This window comes from Streptomyces sp. NPDC053048, assembly GCF_044547045.1.
In the GTDB taxonomy this organism is placed as follows: domain Bacteria; phylum Actinomycetota; class Actinomycetes; order Streptomycetales; family Streptomycetaceae; genus Streptomyces.
In genome coordinates this window covers 458,720-476,253 of the sequence record NZ_JBITZS010000006.1, presented here as the reverse complement: position 1 = coordinate 476,253, position 17,534 = coordinate 458,720, and the positions used below count along the sequence as shown (strand labels likewise).

The 17,534-nt window shown below is 72.2% G+C and carries 14 protein-coding genes; 6 read left to right on the top strand and 8 right to left on the bottom strand.

The genetic code is table 11. The features are described 5' to 3' along the window. Window positions 1-60: 60 nt before the first annotated feature. The 3 genes from ACIG36_RS18870 to ACIG36_RS18860 all read left to right on the top strand — a co-directional run bounded on the left by ACIG36_RS18870 (window position 61) and on the right by ACIG36_RS18860 (window position 3,304). Complete coding sequence (locus tag ACIG36_RS18870) at window positions 61-1,347, top strand: outer membrane lipoprotein carrier protein LolA (protein WP_399928677.1); 1,287 nt, start codon at window positions 61-63, stop codon at window positions 1,345-1,347. A 96-nt stretch (window positions 1,348-1,443) separates the two neighbouring features. Then, window positions 1,444-2,430, top strand: a complete 987-nt coding sequence (locus tag ACIG36_RS18865; protein WP_399928676.1) for an ABC transporter ATP-binding protein — start codon at window positions 1,444-1,446, stop codon at window positions 2,428-2,430. After that, entirely contained in the window at window positions 2,417-3,304 is an 888-nt protein-coding gene (locus ACIG36_RS18860; protein WP_399928674.1) for an ABC transporter permease, read from the top strand. The genes ACIG36_RS18865 and ACIG36_RS18860 overlap by 14 nt, the downstream gene beginning before the upstream one ends. A 62-nt stretch (window positions 3,305-3,366) precedes the next feature. Here the strand turns inward: ACIG36_RS18860 and ACIG36_RS18855 are convergent, their stop codons facing one another. The 8 genes from ACIG36_RS18855 to ACIG36_RS18820 all read right to left on the bottom strand — a co-directional run bounded on the left by ACIG36_RS18855 (window position 3,367) and on the right by ACIG36_RS18820 (window position 15,101). After that, window positions 3,367-4,731 (bottom strand): M28 family metallopeptidase, encoded by a 1,365-nt coding sequence (locus ACIG36_RS18855; RefSeq protein ID WP_399928671.1) that lies wholly within the window; start codon window positions 4,729-4,731, stop codon window positions 3,367-3,369. 112 nt (window positions 4,732-4,843) lie between these two features. Then, the gene (gene rarD, locus ACIG36_RS18850) at window positions 4,844-5,836 is read right to left on the bottom strand and encodes an EamA family transporter RarD (protein ID WP_399928668.1); all 993 of its coding nucleotides are present in this window, start codon (window positions 5,834-5,836) and stop codon (window positions 4,844-4,846) included. 116 nt (window positions 5,837-5,952) lie between these two features. Beyond that, on the bottom strand, window positions 5,953-7,944 hold the full coding sequence (locus ACIG36_RS18845; RefSeq protein WP_399928666.1) for an APC family permease: 1,992 nt from the start codon (window positions 7,942-7,944) through the stop codon (window positions 5,953-5,955). 270 nt (window positions 7,945-8,214) lie between these two features. Next, window positions 8,215-9,264, bottom strand: a complete 1,050-nt coding sequence (locus ACIG36_RS18840; RefSeq protein ID WP_399928663.1) for a 2-oxoacid:ferredoxin oxidoreductase subunit beta — start codon at window positions 9,262-9,264, stop codon at window positions 8,215-8,217. Next, on the bottom strand, window positions 9,257-11,281 hold the full coding sequence (locus ACIG36_RS18835) for a 2-oxoacid:acceptor oxidoreductase subunit alpha (protein WP_399928660.1): 2,025 nt from the start codon (window positions 11,279-11,281) through the stop codon (window positions 9,257-9,259). The genes ACIG36_RS18840 and ACIG36_RS18835 overlap by 8 nt, the downstream gene beginning before the upstream one ends. A gap of 328 nt (window positions 11,282-11,609) precedes the next feature. Then, window positions 11,610-12,269 carry a LuxR C-terminal-related transcriptional regulator gene (locus ACIG36_RS18830; RefSeq protein WP_399928958.1) on the bottom strand — a complete coding sequence of 220 codons (660 nt, stop codon included), beginning with the start codon at window positions 12,267-12,269 and terminating at the stop codon, window positions 11,610-11,612. Between the two features lie 152 nt (window positions 12,270-12,421). Further along, the gene (locus ACIG36_RS18825; RefSeq protein ID WP_399928657.1) at window positions 12,422-13,762 is read right to left on the bottom strand and encodes a sensor histidine kinase; all 1,341 of its coding nucleotides are present in this window, start codon (window positions 13,760-13,762) and stop codon (window positions 12,422-12,424) included. 121 nt (window positions 13,763-13,883) lie between these two features. Then, window positions 13,884-15,101, bottom strand: coding sequence for a sensor histidine kinase (locus ACIG36_RS18820; RefSeq protein ID WP_399928654.1), 1,218 nt, complete (start codon window positions 15,099-15,101; stop codon window positions 13,884-13,886). 172 nt (window positions 15,102-15,273) lie between these two features. Here ACIG36_RS18820 and ACIG36_RS18815 point away from each other — a divergent pair, with 172 nt between their 5' ends. The 3 genes from ACIG36_RS18815 to ACIG36_RS18805 form a co-directional block, all read left to right on the top strand. Further along, on the top strand, window positions 15,274-15,690 hold the full coding sequence (locus tag ACIG36_RS18815; RefSeq protein ID WP_399928651.1) for an NADH-quinone oxidoreductase subunit A: 417 nt from the start codon (window positions 15,274-15,276) through the stop codon (window positions 15,688-15,690). Continuing rightward, window positions 15,681-16,298, top strand: coding sequence for an NADH-quinone oxidoreductase subunit B (locus ACIG36_RS18810; RefSeq protein ID WP_399928648.1), 618 nt, complete (start codon window positions 15,681-15,683; stop codon window positions 16,296-16,298). Before ACIG36_RS18815 ends, ACIG36_RS18810 begins: the two co-directional genes overlap by 10 nt. Then, window positions 16,295-17,534 (top strand): NADH-quinone oxidoreductase subunit C (locus ACIG36_RS18805; RefSeq protein ID WP_399928645.1); only part of this gene is annotated, 1,240 nt, incomplete at its 3' end. The genes ACIG36_RS18810 and ACIG36_RS18805, both read left to right, overlap by 4 nt.

Genomic DNA, 17,534 nt, shown 5'->3' with positions numbered 1-17,534 from the left:
GCCCAGGTGTGGGCGAGTGCAGGACGCGAGAGACCGCCGCCGACGACGGAGGTAGAGCACATGGCACGCATCCAACCGACACCGGGCACCGACGGCGCCGACGGGCCCGGCGGAGGCACGAGCCGCCGCCGGAAGACCGTCCGCTACGCGGTACCGGTCGCGGTGGCGGGCATCGCGGCCGCGACGATCGGCATCACCTCGGCCCTCGCGAGCACCGGTGACCCGGACCTGCCGAAGATCAGTGCGCAGGACCTCATAGCCAAGATGGCCGCGTCCGACAACCAGCGAATATCGGGCACGGTCAAGATCAGCACGGATCTCGGGCTGCCGTCGCTGCCCTCCGGCGCCTCCTTCGGCGGTCCGGCCGAAGGGAAGAAGGGCGGCTCCGCCCCCTCCCCGGACGCCAAGCTCACCGAGCTGCTCTCCGGCTCGCACACGCTGCGCGTCGCCGCCGACGGGCCCGACAAGCAGCGCCTGTCGGTCGTCGAGCGCGCCGCCGAGTACAGCGTGATCCGCAACGGCGACGAGGTCTGGGCGTACGACAGCGCGAGCAACACCGCCTACCACTCCAAGGCCCCCAAGGGCGCCGAGGGCAAGGCCGGCAAGTCCGGCAAGGACGGCAAGGCGCCCGGGGGCGTCGGCGCGGCCTCGCCCCAGGAGCTGGCCAAGAAGGCCGTCGAGGCCGCCGACGGGACGACGTCCCTGACGATCGACGGCACCGCGAAGGTGGCCGGCCGGGACGCCTACCAGCTGGTGATCAAGCCCAAGCAGGCCGAGTCGACGGTGGGTTCGGTCCGTATCGCGGTCGACGCGAAGACCGGCGTGCCGCTGAAGTTCACCCTCGCCGCGAAGAGCGGCGGCAAGGCGGTCGTCGACGCGGGCTTCACCAAGGTCGACTTCGGCAAGCCCGACGCCGGCACGTTCGCCTTCACCCCGCCCAAGGGCACCAAGGTCACCGAGGCCGGCGACAAGGCCGCAGCCGAGCGCGAGCACAAGGGCAAGCTGCCCGAGGCCCTGGGCCTGCCCGGCCTGAACGGCGCCGACTCCTCCGACGCGAAGGTCACCGGCGAGGGCTGGGCGTCGATCGCCCGGTTCTCCGCCGGCAAGGAGGCGGGCGCCGCCGTCACCGGCGGGGACAAGAGCGCCGGCAAGAAGGGCGAGAGCGGCAAGGGCGCGGCCGGTGCGGAGGCGCTGCTGGACGGCTTCGCCTCCAAGGTCTCGGGCGACTTCGGTTCCGGCCGGGTCTTCAGCACCAAGATCGTCAACGCTCTGGTGACGGACGACGGCACCGTCTACGTCGGCGCGGTCTCCAAGGACGCGCTGGTCAAGGCCGCGAACGCCAAGTAAGCAGGCCGCTGCCCGTGCGCGGCCCCGCGGGCCCCGGTGATCGCCGGGGCCCCGGGCCCCGGCACGGCCCGCGGCCGTATCGCGAGAGGAGAGAGCGTGGAGGGCCGGTCCAGGCCGGAGCCGTGGCCCGGCGCCACCGACGGGGCTCCCGTGATCGAGACGCACGCGCTCACCAAGCGGTACGGCGGCGGCCGGCCCGCGGTCGACGGGCTCGACCTCGTCGTGCCGCGCGGCAGCGTCTTCGGCTTCCTGGGCCCCAACGGGTCCGGCAAGACCACCACCATCCGGATGCTCATGGGCCTGATCGAGCCGACGTCCGGCTCCGCCCGCGTGCTCGGCGAGCCGATGCCGCGCGCCGGGCGGCGGGTGCTGCCCAGGGTGGGTGCCCTGATCGAAGGGCCCGCCCTCTACGGCTTCCTCTCCGGCCGCGACAACCTCCTGCGCTACGACGCCGCCGACCCCACCGCCGACCCCCGCACCCGGCGGGCCCGGGTCGGCCACGCCCTGGAGCGGGTGGGGCTCACGGGCGCCGCGGGCAAGAAGGCCCGCGCGTACTCCCTGGGCATGAAGCAGCGCCTGGGCCTGGCCGCGGCCCTGCTCCAGCCGCGCGAGCTGCTCGTGCTGGACGAGCCGACCAACGGCCTCGACCCGCAGGGCATGCGCGAGATCCGGGCACTGGTGCGCTCGCTGGCGGCGGAGGGCACCACGGTCTTCCTCTCCTCCCACCTCCTCGACGAGATCGAGCAGGTCTGTACGCACGCCGCCGTCATGGCCCGCGGCCGCCTGCTGACCCAGGGCACCGTCGGCGAACTGGCCTCCTCCGCCCGCGGCAGGCTGGCCGTCACCACCCCCGACACGGCGGAGGCCGTACGGGTCCTCAAGGAGCACGGAGTGAACGACCTCGCGGTGCTGGACGACCGGGTCACCGGCGAACTGCCGGCCGGCCCGCCGCTCGAGCTCGCCGACCTCAACGCCGCGCTCGTCCGGGCGGACGTGCGCGTACGGGCCTTCGGCACCGAACGCGCCTCGCTGGAGGACGCGTTCGTGGCGCTCACCGGAGAGGGATTCGATGTCGCGGGCTGAGACGGCGGGCGCGGGCGCGGGCGTGATGCGGGCCCCGGGTCCGCTGTGGGGGCTCTCGCTGCTGCGCAGCGAGGTGGCCGTCACCTTCCGGCGGTGGCGCACCCTCGCGCTGCTGGGCGTGCTCGCGGCCGTTCCCGTCCTGGTCGGGATCGCCGTGAAGATCGAGACCGGGGGCGACGACGGGGCGGGTCACGGCGGCGGGGGACCGGCCTTCATCAGCCAGATCACCAACAACGGTCTCTTCCTGGTCTTCACCTCGCTCGCCGCGACCCTGCCGTTCTTCCTGCCGATGGCGATCGGCGTGGTCGCGGGCGACTCCATAGCCGGCGAGGCGGGCTCCGGCACGCTGCGCTATCTGCTGGTCGCGCCCGCCGGACGGACCAGGCTGCTGTTGGTCAAGTACGCGACGGCGGTGGCCTTCTGCTGCGCCGCCACGCTCGTCGTCGCCGTGTCGGCGCTGGCGGTGGGGGCGCTGCTCTTCCCGCTCGGCGAGGTCACGCTGATCAGCGGGACGACCGTGTCGTTCGGCGAGGGGCTGCTGCGCGCGCTGGCGATCGCGGGGGTGGTGGCGCTGTCCCTGGTGGGCGTCGCGGCGCTGGGCCTGTTCGTCTCCACGCTCACCAACAGCGGCATCGCGGCGATGGCCACCACCGTGGGGCTGCTGATCACGGTGCAGATACTGGACCAGTTCCCGCAGCTGAGCGCCGTGCGGCCCTATCTGTTCTCGCACTACTGGATGAGCTTCGCGGACCTGCTGCGTGACCCCGTCTACTGGGACCAGTTGCTGCGCAATCTGGGGCTGCAGGCCCTGTACGCGGCCGTGTTCGGCTCGGCGGCCTGGGCGCGCTTCACGGCGAAGGACATCACGGTGTGAGCGGGCACCGGAACCGTGGTGGGCCGGCCCGGCACCCGCTCCATGGGGGGTTGGGACACGTTCTAGAACGTGAGCTTCCAGCTGCTGATGTGGCCCGTGTCCTGAGCCGCCACATCCTGGACGCGCAGCTTCCAGGTCCCGTTCGCCGTCTCCGCCGAGGCGTTGACGGTGAAGGTCTCGGTGACGTTCGCGGCCGAGTCGCTGCTGGAGTTCTTCAGCCGGTACGCCTTGCCGCTGGGGCCGACGAGGTCGACGACCAGGTCGCCGCGGTAGCTGTGCCGGATGTCCACGGCGGCCTTGAGGCCGGCCGGGGCGTTGCCCGTCACCCCGGAGACGGTGAGCGGGGACTCGACGGCCGCGCCCGCGTCGGGGATGGTGACCTGGGCCTTGCTCTCGAAGACCTTGCCGGTGGGCGGGGTGGTGGAGCCGCCGCTCAGCGTCCAGACCGCGTGGGCGACGGCGTCGCTGTTGATGTCCAGCGCCGTGTCGTTGATGTTCGCGGTGGTGTCGCAGGACGAGTGGTAGCAGCGGTCGAAGGGCTGGCCCGCCGTGCCGCCCCACTTGGCCGCCTGGGCGGCGGTCTTGGTGTAGTCGGCGCCGCTGAACAGGCCGCCCACGGGGACGCCCGCGTTCTTGAAGGGCGCGTGGTCGGAGCGGCCGTCGCCCTCGGTCTCGATCTCGGTGGAGATGTTCTTCGAGGCGTAGTAGTTCTTGAAGACGCCCTCGATGGTGGGGTCGTCGTCATAGACGAAGTAACCGGGGTTGGGCGACCCGATCATGTCGAAGTTGAGGTAGCCGTCGATCTTGGCGCGCTCGGCGGCGGGCAGCTTGCCGACGTAGTTCTTCGACCCGACCAGGCCCAGCTCCTCGGCTCCCCACCAGGCGAAGCGCAGGTGCTTGGTGGGCTTGTAGCCCTCCTTGGCCACGGTGAGGGCGACCTCGAGAACGGCAGCCGAGCCCGAGCCGTTGTCGTTGATGCCGGCGCCCCGGCTGACGGAGTCGAGGTGGGATCCGGCGAACAGGACGTGGTCGGCGTCGCCGCCGGGCCAGTCGGCGATGAGGTTGTAGCCGGTCGCGCCGTTCGAGGTGAACTGCTGGACGGTGGTGGTGAATCCGGCGGCGTCCAGCTTGCCCTTCACATAGTCCAGGGACGCCTTGTAGCCACTGCGGCCGTGGGCGCGGTTGCCGCCGTTGGCGGCGGCTATGGACTGCAACTGGTTCAGGTGCGCCTTGACGTTGGCGACGGAGATGTCGGGCGCGGCAGCGGCGGCGCTCTTCCCGGCGGTGGCGTTCGCGGCGGTGGGGGCCGCGGTCGCCGGTGCCGAGGAGAGGCCGAGCAGGGCGGCGGTCACGGCCGCGCCGGCGGTGAGCGCGGCGGCGGCGCGGCGTGATCTTCGGGGCAGGGTGGGTCCGTTGAGTTCAAGCATGGGGGGGCTCCCAACTCCATTTGACGTGGCCATGATGTTGAGGGCCCCCTGATATTGCGTCAAGGGCGGATTTCGGACACCGATCACCGGTTTCCGGATATCGGGCAGTTGTTCACCCGCGCTGAGCTGTGGTTTCTGTGACCTCAGGGGCAATTGTTATTTCTGGGTTACCAGTTGCCGCACGCTCCCGGGCGGCGTCCAGCTCCACCCGTGCGTGACGGGCCGTGCGCAGCGCGTCCCAGGTGAGCATCGCCAGCGCCAGCCACACGAGCGCGAAGCCCGCCCACCGCTCGGCCGGCATCGCCTCGTGGAAGACCAGCAGACCGAGGGCGAACTGGAAGACCGGGGCGAGGTACTGCAGCATGCCGAGCACCGACAGCGGCAGCCGCACGGCCGCCGCGCCGAAGGAGACCAGCGGCACCGCGGTGATCACGCCGGTGCCCAGCAGGAGCAGGGTGTGCCCGGTGCCCTCGGAGGCGAAGGTGGACTCGCCGCGCGCGCCGAGGAAGAGCAGCACGGCGAGCGCCGGAAGGAACTGCACGGCCGTCTCGACGGCCATCGACTCCAGGCCGCCCAGTCCCACCTTCTTCTTCACCAGGCTGTAGGTGCTGAACGTCGCCGCGATCGCGAGTGCGATCCACGGCGGCTTGCCGTAGCCGACGGCCAGCACCACGACGGCGGCGACGCCCACCCCGACGGCCGCCCACTGCGCGGCGCGCAGCCGTTCGCGCAGCGCGAGCACGCCGAGGGCGATGGTGGCGAGGGGGTTGATGAAGTACCCCAGCGACGTCTCGACAACATGCCCGGAATTCACGGCCCAGATGTAGACCCACCAGTTCGCCGAGATGATGGCCGCGCCCAGCGCCGCCATGGCCAGCCGCTTCGGCTGCCGCAGCAGCGGGCGTATCCACTGCCAGCGCCGGGTTATCGCCAGCACCGCCACGATCGTGACCAGCGACCACACCATCCGGTGCGCGAGGATCTCCACCGCCCCCGTCGGCTCCAGCAGCGGCCAGTACAGGGGGAACAGCCCCCAGATGCCATAGGCGGCGACCCCGTACAGCAGCCCCGCTCGGGTCTCGCTGGCTGACGGCTTCGGTGGCATGGGTTCCCTCCCGGACGGTGCGACGGCGACCCTGCGAAGGTAACGGCCACGCGGCCGGGCTGTCATGCCCGTATCGCATGACGGTCCTGGCGGTCGGGCGCGCGCTGTCCTGGCGGTCAGGCGCGCGCCCTGTGCAACCGCTCGATCGCCCGGGTCACGTCGAACGGCAGGATCGTCACGGCCACGTTCGGCAGCTGCTCCAGGACCCTCGCCATCTCCTCCGCCGTCCCCCGGTGCAGCAGCCGGCCCAGCGGGGTGGAGTAGGTGCGGCGCGGGATGAGGAGGGTCAGGGCGGTGGAGCCGTCCGCCGTGGTCCGGGCGGCCAGCGCGGCCACCGCGTGCCGCAGCCGCCGGTCGGGGCAGTCCACGAGCTCCAGCGGCACGCTCGTGCCGAGCGACCGCTCCCAGCGCGCGGCCAGGCGGCGGCCCCGGGACTCGTCCATCACGAAGTGCAGCGCCCGCACCTCGTCGGGCCGCAGCTCGTGCGCGTAGCGCAGCGCCTTCACGGCGGCCAGGTCGAGGTTGTCCACCAGGACGTACACCACGTGCCGCCGCCAGTGCGGCCGGTCCGTGGTCCGCAGCGGCACGTTCTCCAGGGCCGCGGCCTCCTCCCGGTACTGCCGGTTGATGCGGATCAGCGCCCACACCCCGAGCGGGAAGACCACCACGACCAGCCAGGCGCCCTCGGTGAACTTGGTGATCGCGAAGATCACGACCACCAGCGCCGAGACGACGGCCGCGGCCACGTTGACCGCGGTCTTCCAGTGGCTCTCCCGGCGCCGCCAGTAGTGGGCCGCCATCCCGGCCGCGGCCATCGTGAAGCCGGTGAAGACGCCGATGGCGTACAGCGCGACGAGCTTGTCGACGTTGGCGCGCGTCACCAGCAGCAGTGCCAGCGAGACGACGGTCAGGCTGATGATCCCGCTGGAGAACGCCAGCCGGTGGCCGCGCCGCATCAGCTGGCGGGGCAGGAAGCGGTCCTCGGCGACGAAGCTGGCGAGGAAGGGGAAGCCGGTGAAGGGCGTGTTGGCGCCCGTGTAGAGGATGAGGGCCGTGGCGAGCTGTACGTACACCAGCCCGGCCGTGCCGGCCCAGCCGTCGCCGAAGACCAGGTGGGCCTCCTGGGCGATGACGGTCGGGTTGCCGTCCTCGTAGGGGATCGCGTGCGTGAAGTGGGCGAGGGTGGAGACGCCCAGCACCATCGTGCCCAGGGCGCAGCTCATGACGGTCAGCGTCCGGCGGGCGTTGACGCCCTCGGGCCGGCGGAACGCGGAGACGCTGTTGGAGATCGCCTCCAGGCCCGTCAGCGAGGAGCCCCCGTTGGCGAAGGCGCGCAGCACCATGAACAGCGACGCCCCGTACAGCCAGCCGTGCCCGGACGTGCCCAGCGGGACCGCGCCCGCCGCGTGGACGTCCGCGTGCGGCAGCCCGCCGTCCAGCGCCCGCACCAGTCCGACGACGAGCATCAGCGCCACCGCCAGCATGAACAGGTACGCGGGCGCCGCGAAGGCCCGTCCCGCCTCGCGCACCCCGCGCAGATTCCCGTACATCAGGATCACCACCACTCCCGCCGTGATGGGGAGCTTGAGGTGGTCGATGCCGGTGTAGCCCTCGCCGGTGAGGTGGGCGAGGGAGATCAGGGCGTCGGTGCCGGCGGCGGTCTGCACGGCGACGGTGACGATGTAGTCGACGAGGAGCGCCACCGCCGCGATCTGGGCGACGCGCGGTCCGAAGTTCTCGCGGGCGACGACGTAGGAGCCCCCGGCCCGGGTGTAGACCGAGACCACGTCCCGGTAGGAGAGCGTCAGCAGGAGGAGGACGAACAGGATCGCCCCCGTCACCGGCATCAGCAGCGTGAACGCGGCCAGCCCGGCGACGGGCACCAGGATGCGCAGTATCTCCTCCGAGCCGTACGCGGTGGAGGACATGCAGTCCGAGGCGAGGACGCCCAGCGCCATCGGGTTGGAGAGCTTCTCGGTGCGCAGCTGCTCGGTCACCAGCGGCGGCCCCAGGACCAGGCGCTTGACGCGGTAGGCGAGCCGGTCGCGGACGACCGGGGCCGGGGGCGTCTCGGCGGCGCGGGGATCGACGGCATCGGGGTCGGCCATACCCATATCAGAGCGGGTGCCCCGGCGACGGCCCGTCAGACGCCCCGGCCGGACACCCCGATCGGGTGTCCGGCCGCGGACGGGTGGGCGTACCTGCCTGCCGAGGGGCTAGGGCGTGTCCGATGGGTCGGCACGGGCCCTGCGACGCCTGGCACGGCACCTCGCCGCGTTGTCGCATCACCCGAGTACGCCCAGTACGCGGGTCATGCTCCGCCTTGCGATGCACCGCACCAGACGCCGCAGGACCCGCACCGACCCATCGGACACGCCCTAGCCGACGACCGTCCAGGTGTCGTTGCCGGCCAGCAGTGCGGCCAGGTCGCCCTTGCCCTGCTGCTCGGTCGCCGCCTCGAGCTGGTCGGACATGAGCGTGTCGTACACCGGGCGGTCGACGCTGCGGAAGACGCCGATGGGCGTGCGGTGCAGCGTGTCGGGGTCCGCCAGGCGCGACAGCGCGAACGCCGTGGTGGGCGACGCCGCGTGCGCGTCGTGGACCAGCACGTCGGCCTCGTTCTCCGCCGTGACGGGCACGACCTTCAGGTCGCCGGTGGCGTGGTCACGCACGACGCCCTTCTCCAGCTCCGCGCCGAAGCGGATGGGCTGCCCGTGCTCCAGGCGGATGACCGCCTCCTGCGCCTGCTGCTTGTCCTTCAGGACGTCGAAGGCGCCGTCGTTGAAGATGTTGCAGTTCTGGTAGATCTCTACCAGCGCCGTGCCCGGGTGGGCGGCGGCCTGGCGCAGCACCTCGGTCAGGTGCTTGCGGTCGGAGTCCACGGTGCGCGCGACGAACGAGGCCTCGGCGCCGATCGCCAGGGAGACGGGGTTGAAGGGCGCGTCCAGGGAGCCCATCGGAGTCGACTTGGTGATCTTGCCGACCTCGGAGGTGGGGCTGTACTGGCCCTTGGTCAGCCCGTAGATCCGGTTGTTGAACAGCAGGATCTTCAGGTTGACGTTGCGGCGCAGCGCGTGGATGAGATGGTTGCCGCCGATGGACAGCGCGTCGCCGTCACCGGTGACCACCCACACGCTCAGGTCGCGGCGCGAGGAGGCGAGGCCGGTGGCGATGGCGGGGGCGCGGCCGTGGATGGAGTGCATCCCGTAGGTGTTCATGTAGTACGGGAAGCGGGAGGAGCAGCCGATGCCGGAGACGAAGACGATGTTCTCCTTCGCCAGGCCGAGTTCGGGCATGAAGCCCTGGACGGCGGCGAGGATGGCGTAGTCGCCGCAGCCGGGGCACCAGCGCACTTCCTGGTCGGACTTGAAGTCCTTCATGGACTGCTGGGCCTCGGCCTTGGGCACCAGGGACAGTGCCTCAGTCATGGATGGCCTCCTTGAGCACATCGGCGAGCTGCTCGGCCTTGAACGGCATTCCGCTCACCTGGGTGTGGGAGCGGACGTCGACCAGGTACTTCGCTCGCAGCAGGGTGGCGAGCTGGCCGAGGTTCATCTCGGGCACGACCACGTGGTCGTACCGGGCGAGGACGTCCCCGAGGTTGCCGGGGAAGGGGTTGAGGTGACGCAGGTGGGCCTGGGCGACCCGGCCGCCCCCGGCGCGCACGCGCCGCACGGCCGCGGTGATGGGCCCGTAGGTCGACCCCCAGCCGAGGACGAGCGTGCGGGCCCCGCCCGAGGGGTCGTCGACCTCGAGGCCGGGGACGGCGATGCCGTCGACCTTGGCCTGGCGGGTGCGGACCATGAAGTCGTGGTTGGCCGGGTCGTAGGAGATGTTGCCCGTGCCGTCCTGCTTCTCGATGCCGCCGATGCGGTGCTCGAGGCCGGGCGTGCCGGGCACGGCCCAGGGGCGGGCCAGGGTGTGCGGATCCCGCTTGTACGGCCAGAACACCTCGGTGCCGTCGGCCAGGGTGTGGTTGGGGCCGGAGGCGAACTGCACGCGCAGGTCGGGCAGTTCCTCGGTCTCCGGCACCCGCCAGGGCTCGGAGCCGTTGGCGAGGTAGCCGTCGCTCAGCAGGAACACCGGCGTGCGGTAGGTCAGCGCGATGCGGGCCGCGTCCAGCGTCGCGTCGAAGCAGTCGGCGGGCGTCCGCGGGGCCACGATCGGCACCGGCGCCTCGCCGTTGCGCCCGTACATCGCCTGCAGCAGGTCGGCCTGCTCGGTCTTGGTGGGCAGGCCCGTCGAGGGGCCGCCGCGCTGGATGTCGACGATCAGCAGCGGCAGTTCGAGCGAGACCGCGAGCCCGATCGTCTCCGACTTCAGCGCCACACCCGGCCCCGACGTGGTCGTCACCGCGAGCGCCCCGCCGAAGGCCGCGCCCAGCGCCGCGCCGATGCCGGCGATCTCGTCCTCCGCCTGGAAGGTGCGCACGCCGAAGTTCTTGTGCTTCGACAGCTCGTGGAGGATGTCGGAGGCCGGGGTGATCGGGTACGAGCCGAGGTAGAGCGGCAGGTCCGCCTGGCGGGCGGCGGCGATCAGCCCGTACGACAGGGCGAGGTTGCCGGAGATGTTGCGGTAGGTGCCCGGCGGGAAGGCGGCGGTGGCCGGGGCGACCTCGTAGGAGACCGCGAAGTCCTCCGTCGTCTCGCCGAAGTTCCAGCCGGCCCGGAAGGCGGTGACGTTGGCCTCCGCGATCTGCGGCTTCTTCGCGAACTTCTTCCGCAGGAAGGCCTCGGTGCTCTCGGTCGGCCGGTGGTACATCCACGACAGCAGGCCGAGCGCGAACATGTTCTTGCTGCGCTCCGCCTCCTTGCGGGAGAGGCCGAACTCCTTGAGCGCCTCGATCGTCAGCGTCGTCAGCGGCACCGGGTGGACGTGGTACGCCGCCAGGGAGCCGTCCTCCAGCGGGTTGCTCTCGTAACCCACCTTCGCCATCGGGCGCTTGGTGAACTCGTCCGTGTTGACGATGATCTCCGCGCCGTGGGGCACATCCGCGATGTTGGCCTTGAGCGCGGCCGGGTTCATCGCCACCAGCACGTTCGGCGCGTCGCCGGGGGTGAGGATGTCGTGGTCGGCGAAGTGCAGCTGGAAGGACGACACTCCTGGGAGCGTGCCGGCGGGGGCGCGGATCTCGGCCGGGAAGTTCGGGAGAGTGGAGAGGTCGTTGCCGAACGACGCGGTCTCGGATGTAAAGCGGTCTCCCGTGAGCTGCATGCCGTCACCGGAGTCACCCGCGAAACGGATGATGACGCGGTCCAGTCGGCGCACCTCCTTGCCGCCGCCCGGGGTGTTCTCGCCGGGGCCGTCTCCCGCGGCGGCGCGGTGTTCCGCACCGTGTTCCGCGCCGGGGCCTTGTTCCGCGGCGGGCCGCTCCCCGGCCGTGCTCTCGCCGTTCTGATCGGCTGAATCGGCCTGTTCGGCCGGGCTGCTGACCTGGCTGGTCACTGCTTCGGACCTCCCTCATGGCGGCGCCGCGCACTCGGTGGCGCCGACCGGCGTTCCCACGGCCATCGTACGTGGGCGGGGTCGGCGTTCCCGGGATGGATCACTGGATAAACCGCAGGAGGAGGCAGCGATTCGCCCCTGTTTGTCAGGGTTCTGCGGGCCCATGATCCCTGCTTCGAAGGGGCCTCGGGTCGGGCTCCCGTTCGTTCCTTGGACGTAGGGCCTGCCGGTGGCGTGAGCCGCCGCGGCCCTCCGACCTGGACCGCTGACGTGGCGTCATACCCACGTCGGCCGATCCGGAGCGTCATGGTCCGGCCACGGCGGGCCGTCAGGACCGCAGATAGGTCAGCACGGCCAGAACCCGCCGGTGATCCCCGTCACTCGGTGACAGCCCCAGCTTCAGGAAGATGTTGCTGATGTGCTTCTCCACCGCCCCGTCGCTGACCACCAGCTGCTTGGCGATGGCGGAATTCGTCCGTCCCTCGGCCATGAGACCGAGGACCTCCCGTTCGCGCGGGGTGAGCCCGGCGAGCACGTCCTGCTTGCGGCTGCGGCCGAGGAGCTGGGCGACGACCTCGGGGTCCAGCGCGGTGCCGCCCCGGGCCACCCGGACCACCGCGTCCACGAACTCGCGCACCTCGGCGACCCGGTCCTTGAGCAGGTAGCCCACGCCCCGGCTGCTGCCGGCGAGCAGTTCCGTGGCGTACTGCTCCTCCACGTACTGCGACAGGACGAGCACCCCCAGACGGGGGTGCTCGCGCCGGAGCCGCACCGCCGCCCGGACTCCCTCGTCGGTGTGGGTCGGGGGCATCCGCACGTCCGCGACCACGACGTCCGGCAGGGCGCCCGCGGAGGCGAGCTCCGTGATCGAGGCGATCAGCGCCTCGGCGTCGCCGACGCCCGCCACGACCTCGTGGCCCAGGTCGGTCAGCAGCCGGGTCAGGCCCTCCCGGAGCAGTACCGAGTCCTCGGCGATGACCACCCGCACCCTGTCCTCAACGATCACGATCTTCCGGCCCCCAGGCGACTACGACGCTGAACTGATGAACGCGAACAGCATCGCAGGTCGGTGGGGCGGGGGCGGTGTCCTTTGCGGCGGTGTCCTTTGGGGCGGGTGCCGGTGCGAGCCTCGGCGCGTTCCTACGCCTTCGTCGCGCGCCAGGGGAGTTCCGCTGTCACCGTGGTCGGGCCGCCCGCCGGGGAGTCGACCAGGAGGAGGCCGTCGACCGAGCCGAGGCGTTCGGCCAGGCCCGCCAGGCCGGTGCCGTTCGCGGTGGAGGCGCCGCCGTGTCCGTCGTCCGAGACCTGCAGCATCAGGCGGTTTGCCGAGCGCCAGACGTCGACGCGTGCGGTGTGGGCGCGGCTGTGCTTGCTGATGTTCTGCAGGAGTTCGGAGACGGTGAAGTAGGCGATGCCCTCGATGGCGGGCGCCGGGCGGGCCGGGAGGTCCACCGACACCTTCACCGGGACCGTGCAGCGTGCCGCCAGTGCCGACAGGGCCGGGCCCAGGCCGCGGTCGGTGAGGATCGCGGGGTGGATGCCGCGGGCCAGGTCGCGCAGCTCCTGCAGGGCGAGTTTCACCTCGCCGTGGGCCTCGTCGACCATCCGGGCCGCGGCCTCCGGGTCCCGTTCCAGCTTCTCCTTGGCCAGACCCAGATCCATCGCGAGGGCGACGAGGCGGGCCTGGGCGCCGTCGTGCAGGTCGCGCTCGATGCGGCGCAGGTCGGCGGCCGCGGTGTCCACCACCACCCCCCGGTCCGCCTCCAGCTCCCACATCCGCGCCGCCAGCCGCGACGGCCCCAGCAGCCCCGACACCAGCAGCCGGTCCATCTGTGCCAGTCCCCGGACGATCCACGGGGTGATCAGTACCAGCACCAGGCCGAAGCCGCTGGCCACACCGATCTCGAAGGGGCTGTCCACGTAGAAGGCGTACCCGTCGGAGTCGCCGTAGAGCTGCATGCCCGGCTGATCGCCGTATGTGGGGAGGGTCCACTGCCACAGCGGGTACAGCAGCAGCGACCAGCTGACCGTCATCAGTACCAGCGACACCACGAACGTGACGATCGCCCACGGGAAGTGCAGCACCGCGTACAGCAGGTGCCGCCAGGACGTCCCGCTCTTGAGCAGCGCCCCCACCCAGGCCATCGGGCCGCTCTTCCCGCCGCGCGGTCGTACGGGCTCGGGCTCGGCGACCTCCAGCCGCAGCAGCGACCGGGCCCGTACCCGCTCCAGCACGCCCAGTCCACGCGCCCCGGCGAGCGTGGCGGCCAGCACCGGCACGCCGAGGAAGGTGACCAGCAGGCCGACGCCCAGCGCGGTCATCGTCACGGCGTAGCAGAACGCGGCCGTCGCGATGGGCAGCCCGGTCAGCAGGTACAGGAACTCGCGCCAGGTGCGGCCCTCCAGCGGCGCGCGCAGCACCGCGGGCACGCGGTGGGGCCCGGCCGCCTCCCGCCGGGGGGATCCGTAGTCGATGGCCATGACCTCGTCCTCGTCGTCCGCCGAATCTTCCGCCCCAAGGCTCCCGCCGGGCAGGGGCCGGGGCCATGCGGCGGGTAGGTGTCCTGGGGGTGGGGGTGTCCCCACCCCCGCGGTGGGGATCTCAGGCGCCGGTGCGGTCCCGCCAGGGCAGCTCCGCCGTGACGGTGGTCGGGCCGCCCGCCGGGGAGTCGACGACGAAGACCCCGTCGACCGAGCCGAGGCGTTCGGCCAGGCCCGCCAGGCCGGTGCCCTTCGCCGTCGAGGCGCCGCCCCGGCCGTCGTCTCTCACCTGGAGCATGAGGCGGTTCGCGGAGCGCCAGACGTCGACGCGTGCGGTGTGGGCGTGGCTGTGTTTGCTGATGTTCTGGAGGAGTTCGGAGACGGTGAAGTAGGCGATGCCCTCGATCGCGGGCGCGGGACGGGCCGGCAGGTCCACCGATACCTTCACCGGGACCGTGCAGCGTGCCGCCACCGACGACAGCGCCGCGTCCAGGCCCCGGTCCGTCAGCACGGCCGGGTGGATGCCGCGGGCCAGGTCACGCAGCTCCTGCAGGGCGAGTTTCACCTCGCCGTGGGCCTCGTCCACCATCCGGGCGGCGGCTTCCGGGTCCTGTTCCAGCTTCTCCTTGGCCAGACCCAGGCCCATGGCGAGGGCGACGAGGCGGGCCTGGGCGCCGTCGTGCAGGTCGCGCTCGATGCGGCGCAGGTCGGCGGCCGCGGTGTCCACCACCACCCCGCGGTCCTCCTCCAGCTCGGCGACCCGGCGCTCCAGCTCGCTGGAGGGGCACAGCAGCCCGCGCACCATCGCCCGGTCCACGTGCGTCAGACCGCGCGCCAGATGGCCCAGAACCGGCCACGCGACGAACAGGGACACCAGGACGACCGAGAAAGTGAGAACGCCCCATGGCAATCGTATGAACGCGTACAGCGTGCTGCGCCAGGCCACCGGGTCCTTCAGCGTCGCCCACAGCCAGCCGAAGAACCCGCCGGTGTCCCGCGCCCGCGCCAGCGGGCTGGGCTCGTCGATCCGCACGCCCAGCAGGCCGCGCGCCCGCCCGCGCTCCAGCCGCCCCAGCAGCCGCGACCCCATCAGCCCGAGCGCGAGCAGCGGCAGGCCCACGACGGTCACCGACAGCGCCACGCCCGCGTAGAGCCAGAGGGAGACGTAGAGGAAGCCGATGATGCCCTCGGGCAGATTGATCAGGAGGTGGGCGACCTCCTTCCAGGTCTGCGCCCCGAAGGCGAAGCGGGCGGGGGGCAGCCGGTCGCCGGCGGAGCCGGCGGACTCGGCGGAATCAGCGGAATCATGGGTTTCGCTGGTGGGACTGCTGGCGTTCATACGGCAAGCCTGCCCCGCCCGGACGGGCCGTCGCCATGGGGGCCATGGGTGGGGACGGGTGGGGATAACCCCACCTCCGGCCGGACAGCGCGGCTCACCTCGGCCGTGGCAGGGCCTAGACTCGCGTGCGTACAGATCGTCGAACAAACAGGACAGGGAACGAGGGGCGGACGTGCCGGAGGCGACCGTGCGCACCAGTAGCGCCGATGTCCAGCTCGCGGCGGACTACTTCCACAGCTATTCCGTGGTCGGTCTCATCGCGGTGGTCGGAGTACTCTTCGTCGCCGTGGCCTTCGGGGCCGCACGGCTCCTGCGGCCGGTGGCGCCGACGCCCGAGAAGCTGCTCGCCTACGAGTGCGGAGTGGATCCGGTCGGTGAGGGCTGGGCGCACACCCAGGTGCGCTACTACGTCTACGCCTTCCTGTATGTGATCTTCGCGGTGGACTCGATCTTCCTGTTCCCCTGGGCGACGGTGTTCGCCGCACCCGGTTACGGCGGGGCGACGCTCGTGGAGATGTTCATCTTCCTCGGCTTCCTCGCCGTGGGCCTGTTGTACGCATGGAAGAAGGGCGTCCTCGAATGGACGTGACACCCCCGGTGGACCTGCCCGAGCCGCGCCGCCTCGGGCCGCTGGCCCGCCTCGCGCCGGAACCCATGAAGGTCGTCCTGAACTGGGGCCGCCGCTACAGCCTGTGGGTCTTCAACTTCGGCCTGGCCTGCTGCGCGATCGAGTTCATCGCGGCGTCGATGGCGCGGCACGACTTCATCCGCCTCGGCGTCATCCCCTTCGCGCCGGGCCCGCGCCAGGCCGACCTCATGATCGTCTCCGGCACGGTGACGGACAAGATGGCGCCCGCGGTCAAGCGTCTGTACGAGCAGATGCCCGAGCCGAAGTACGTCATCTCCTTCGGCGCCTGCTCGAACTGCGGCGGGCCCTACTGGGACTCGTACTCCGTGACCAAGGGCGTCGACCAGATCATCCCCGTGGACGTGTACGTCCCCGGCTGCCCGCCGCGTCCCGAGGCGCTGCTGCAGGGCATCATCAAGCTGCAGGAGAAGATCGCGCGGGAGTCGCTGGGCGAGCGCTATGGCGCCGCCGGCGCGACGGCCTCGGCGGGTCAGCTGCGCAGCGGGCTGGTGACGCCGCCGCCGACGCCTTCGGCATCGGCTTCGGACGCCAAGGAGACGGACCGATGACGTGGCTGCCCGGCGAGGCGACCGACCTCTTCGGCGAGGGCGCGACGGCCGAGGAGGCCTACGGCCTGCTCACGGTGGACGTCCCGGCCGAGGCGTGGATCGCGGCGCTGGAGACCGCGCGTGACCGGCTGGGCTGCACGTTCTTCGACTGGCTGAGCGCCGTCGACGAGCCGGGTACGGGCTTCCGCGTGTGCGCGCACGTCGCCGCCCTGCCGGGCGGGGGAAAGGACACGCGCCGCCTGCTGCTGCGGACGACGGTGCCGCACGAGGCGCCGGCGCTGCCGACGGCTGTCGGCGTGTTCGCGGGCGCGGCGTGGCACGAGCGCGAGACGCACGAGATGTTCGGCATCGGCTTCACGGGCCACCCCCACCTGGTGCCGCTGCTGCTGCCCGAGAACTTCGAGGGCCACCCGCTGCGCAAGGACTTCGTCCTCGCGGCGCGCGTGGTCAAGGCCTGGCCGGGCGCGAAGGAGCCCGGCGAGTCCGCCGAGGGCGGCCCCAAGCGCCGCCAGATGCTCCCACCGGGCGTCCCCGACCCCAACGAATGGGGCCCCCTCAAGGGCCAACTCCCCCCGGCCCCCGCCCGCCCGGCCCGCACCCCCCGCGCGGCCGGTGCCGCTACCGCTGGCGCGGAGCGCCCGGTCCGCCGCGCCAGGCCGACAGGCGAGGGCGCGGAGCCCACACCCCGCCGCGCCCGCACCACAGCGGAGGGTTCGGCGAGCCAGGCCGCGGCGGAGGGCGCTGCGCCTGTGCCGCGTCGTACGCGCAGCGCGGCGGAGGGTTCGGCGAGCCAGGCCGCCGCGGAGGGTGCTGCGCCTGTGCCGCGTCGTACGCGCAGTGCGGCGGACGGTTCGGCGAGCCAGCAGGCGGAAGGGGCAGCCCCTGCGCCGCGCCGTACGCGCAGCGCTGCCGACGGCTCCGCGAGCCGGCAGGCGCAGGCGGAAGGCGCCGAGACCGGGCCCACGACGTCCCGGCCGTCCCCGCGCTCGTCCGACGCCCCCTGGCACCACGCCCGCCCGGCCTTCGACGAGGCCCCGACGAAGCCGTCCACCGAAGGCAGGGCCGAGGCACCCGCCGAGCCGCAGGCCCCGGCCTCCGAGGCGCCGGGCAAGCCGGCTTCCTCCCGCCGCGACGGCGACCAGCCCACCGCGGGCGGCCCGGCGGTGCCGGACGCCCCCGGCCGGGCCGGCAAGGCCGAGGTGCCCGCTGAGCCGGAGGCCCCGGCCTCCGAGGCGC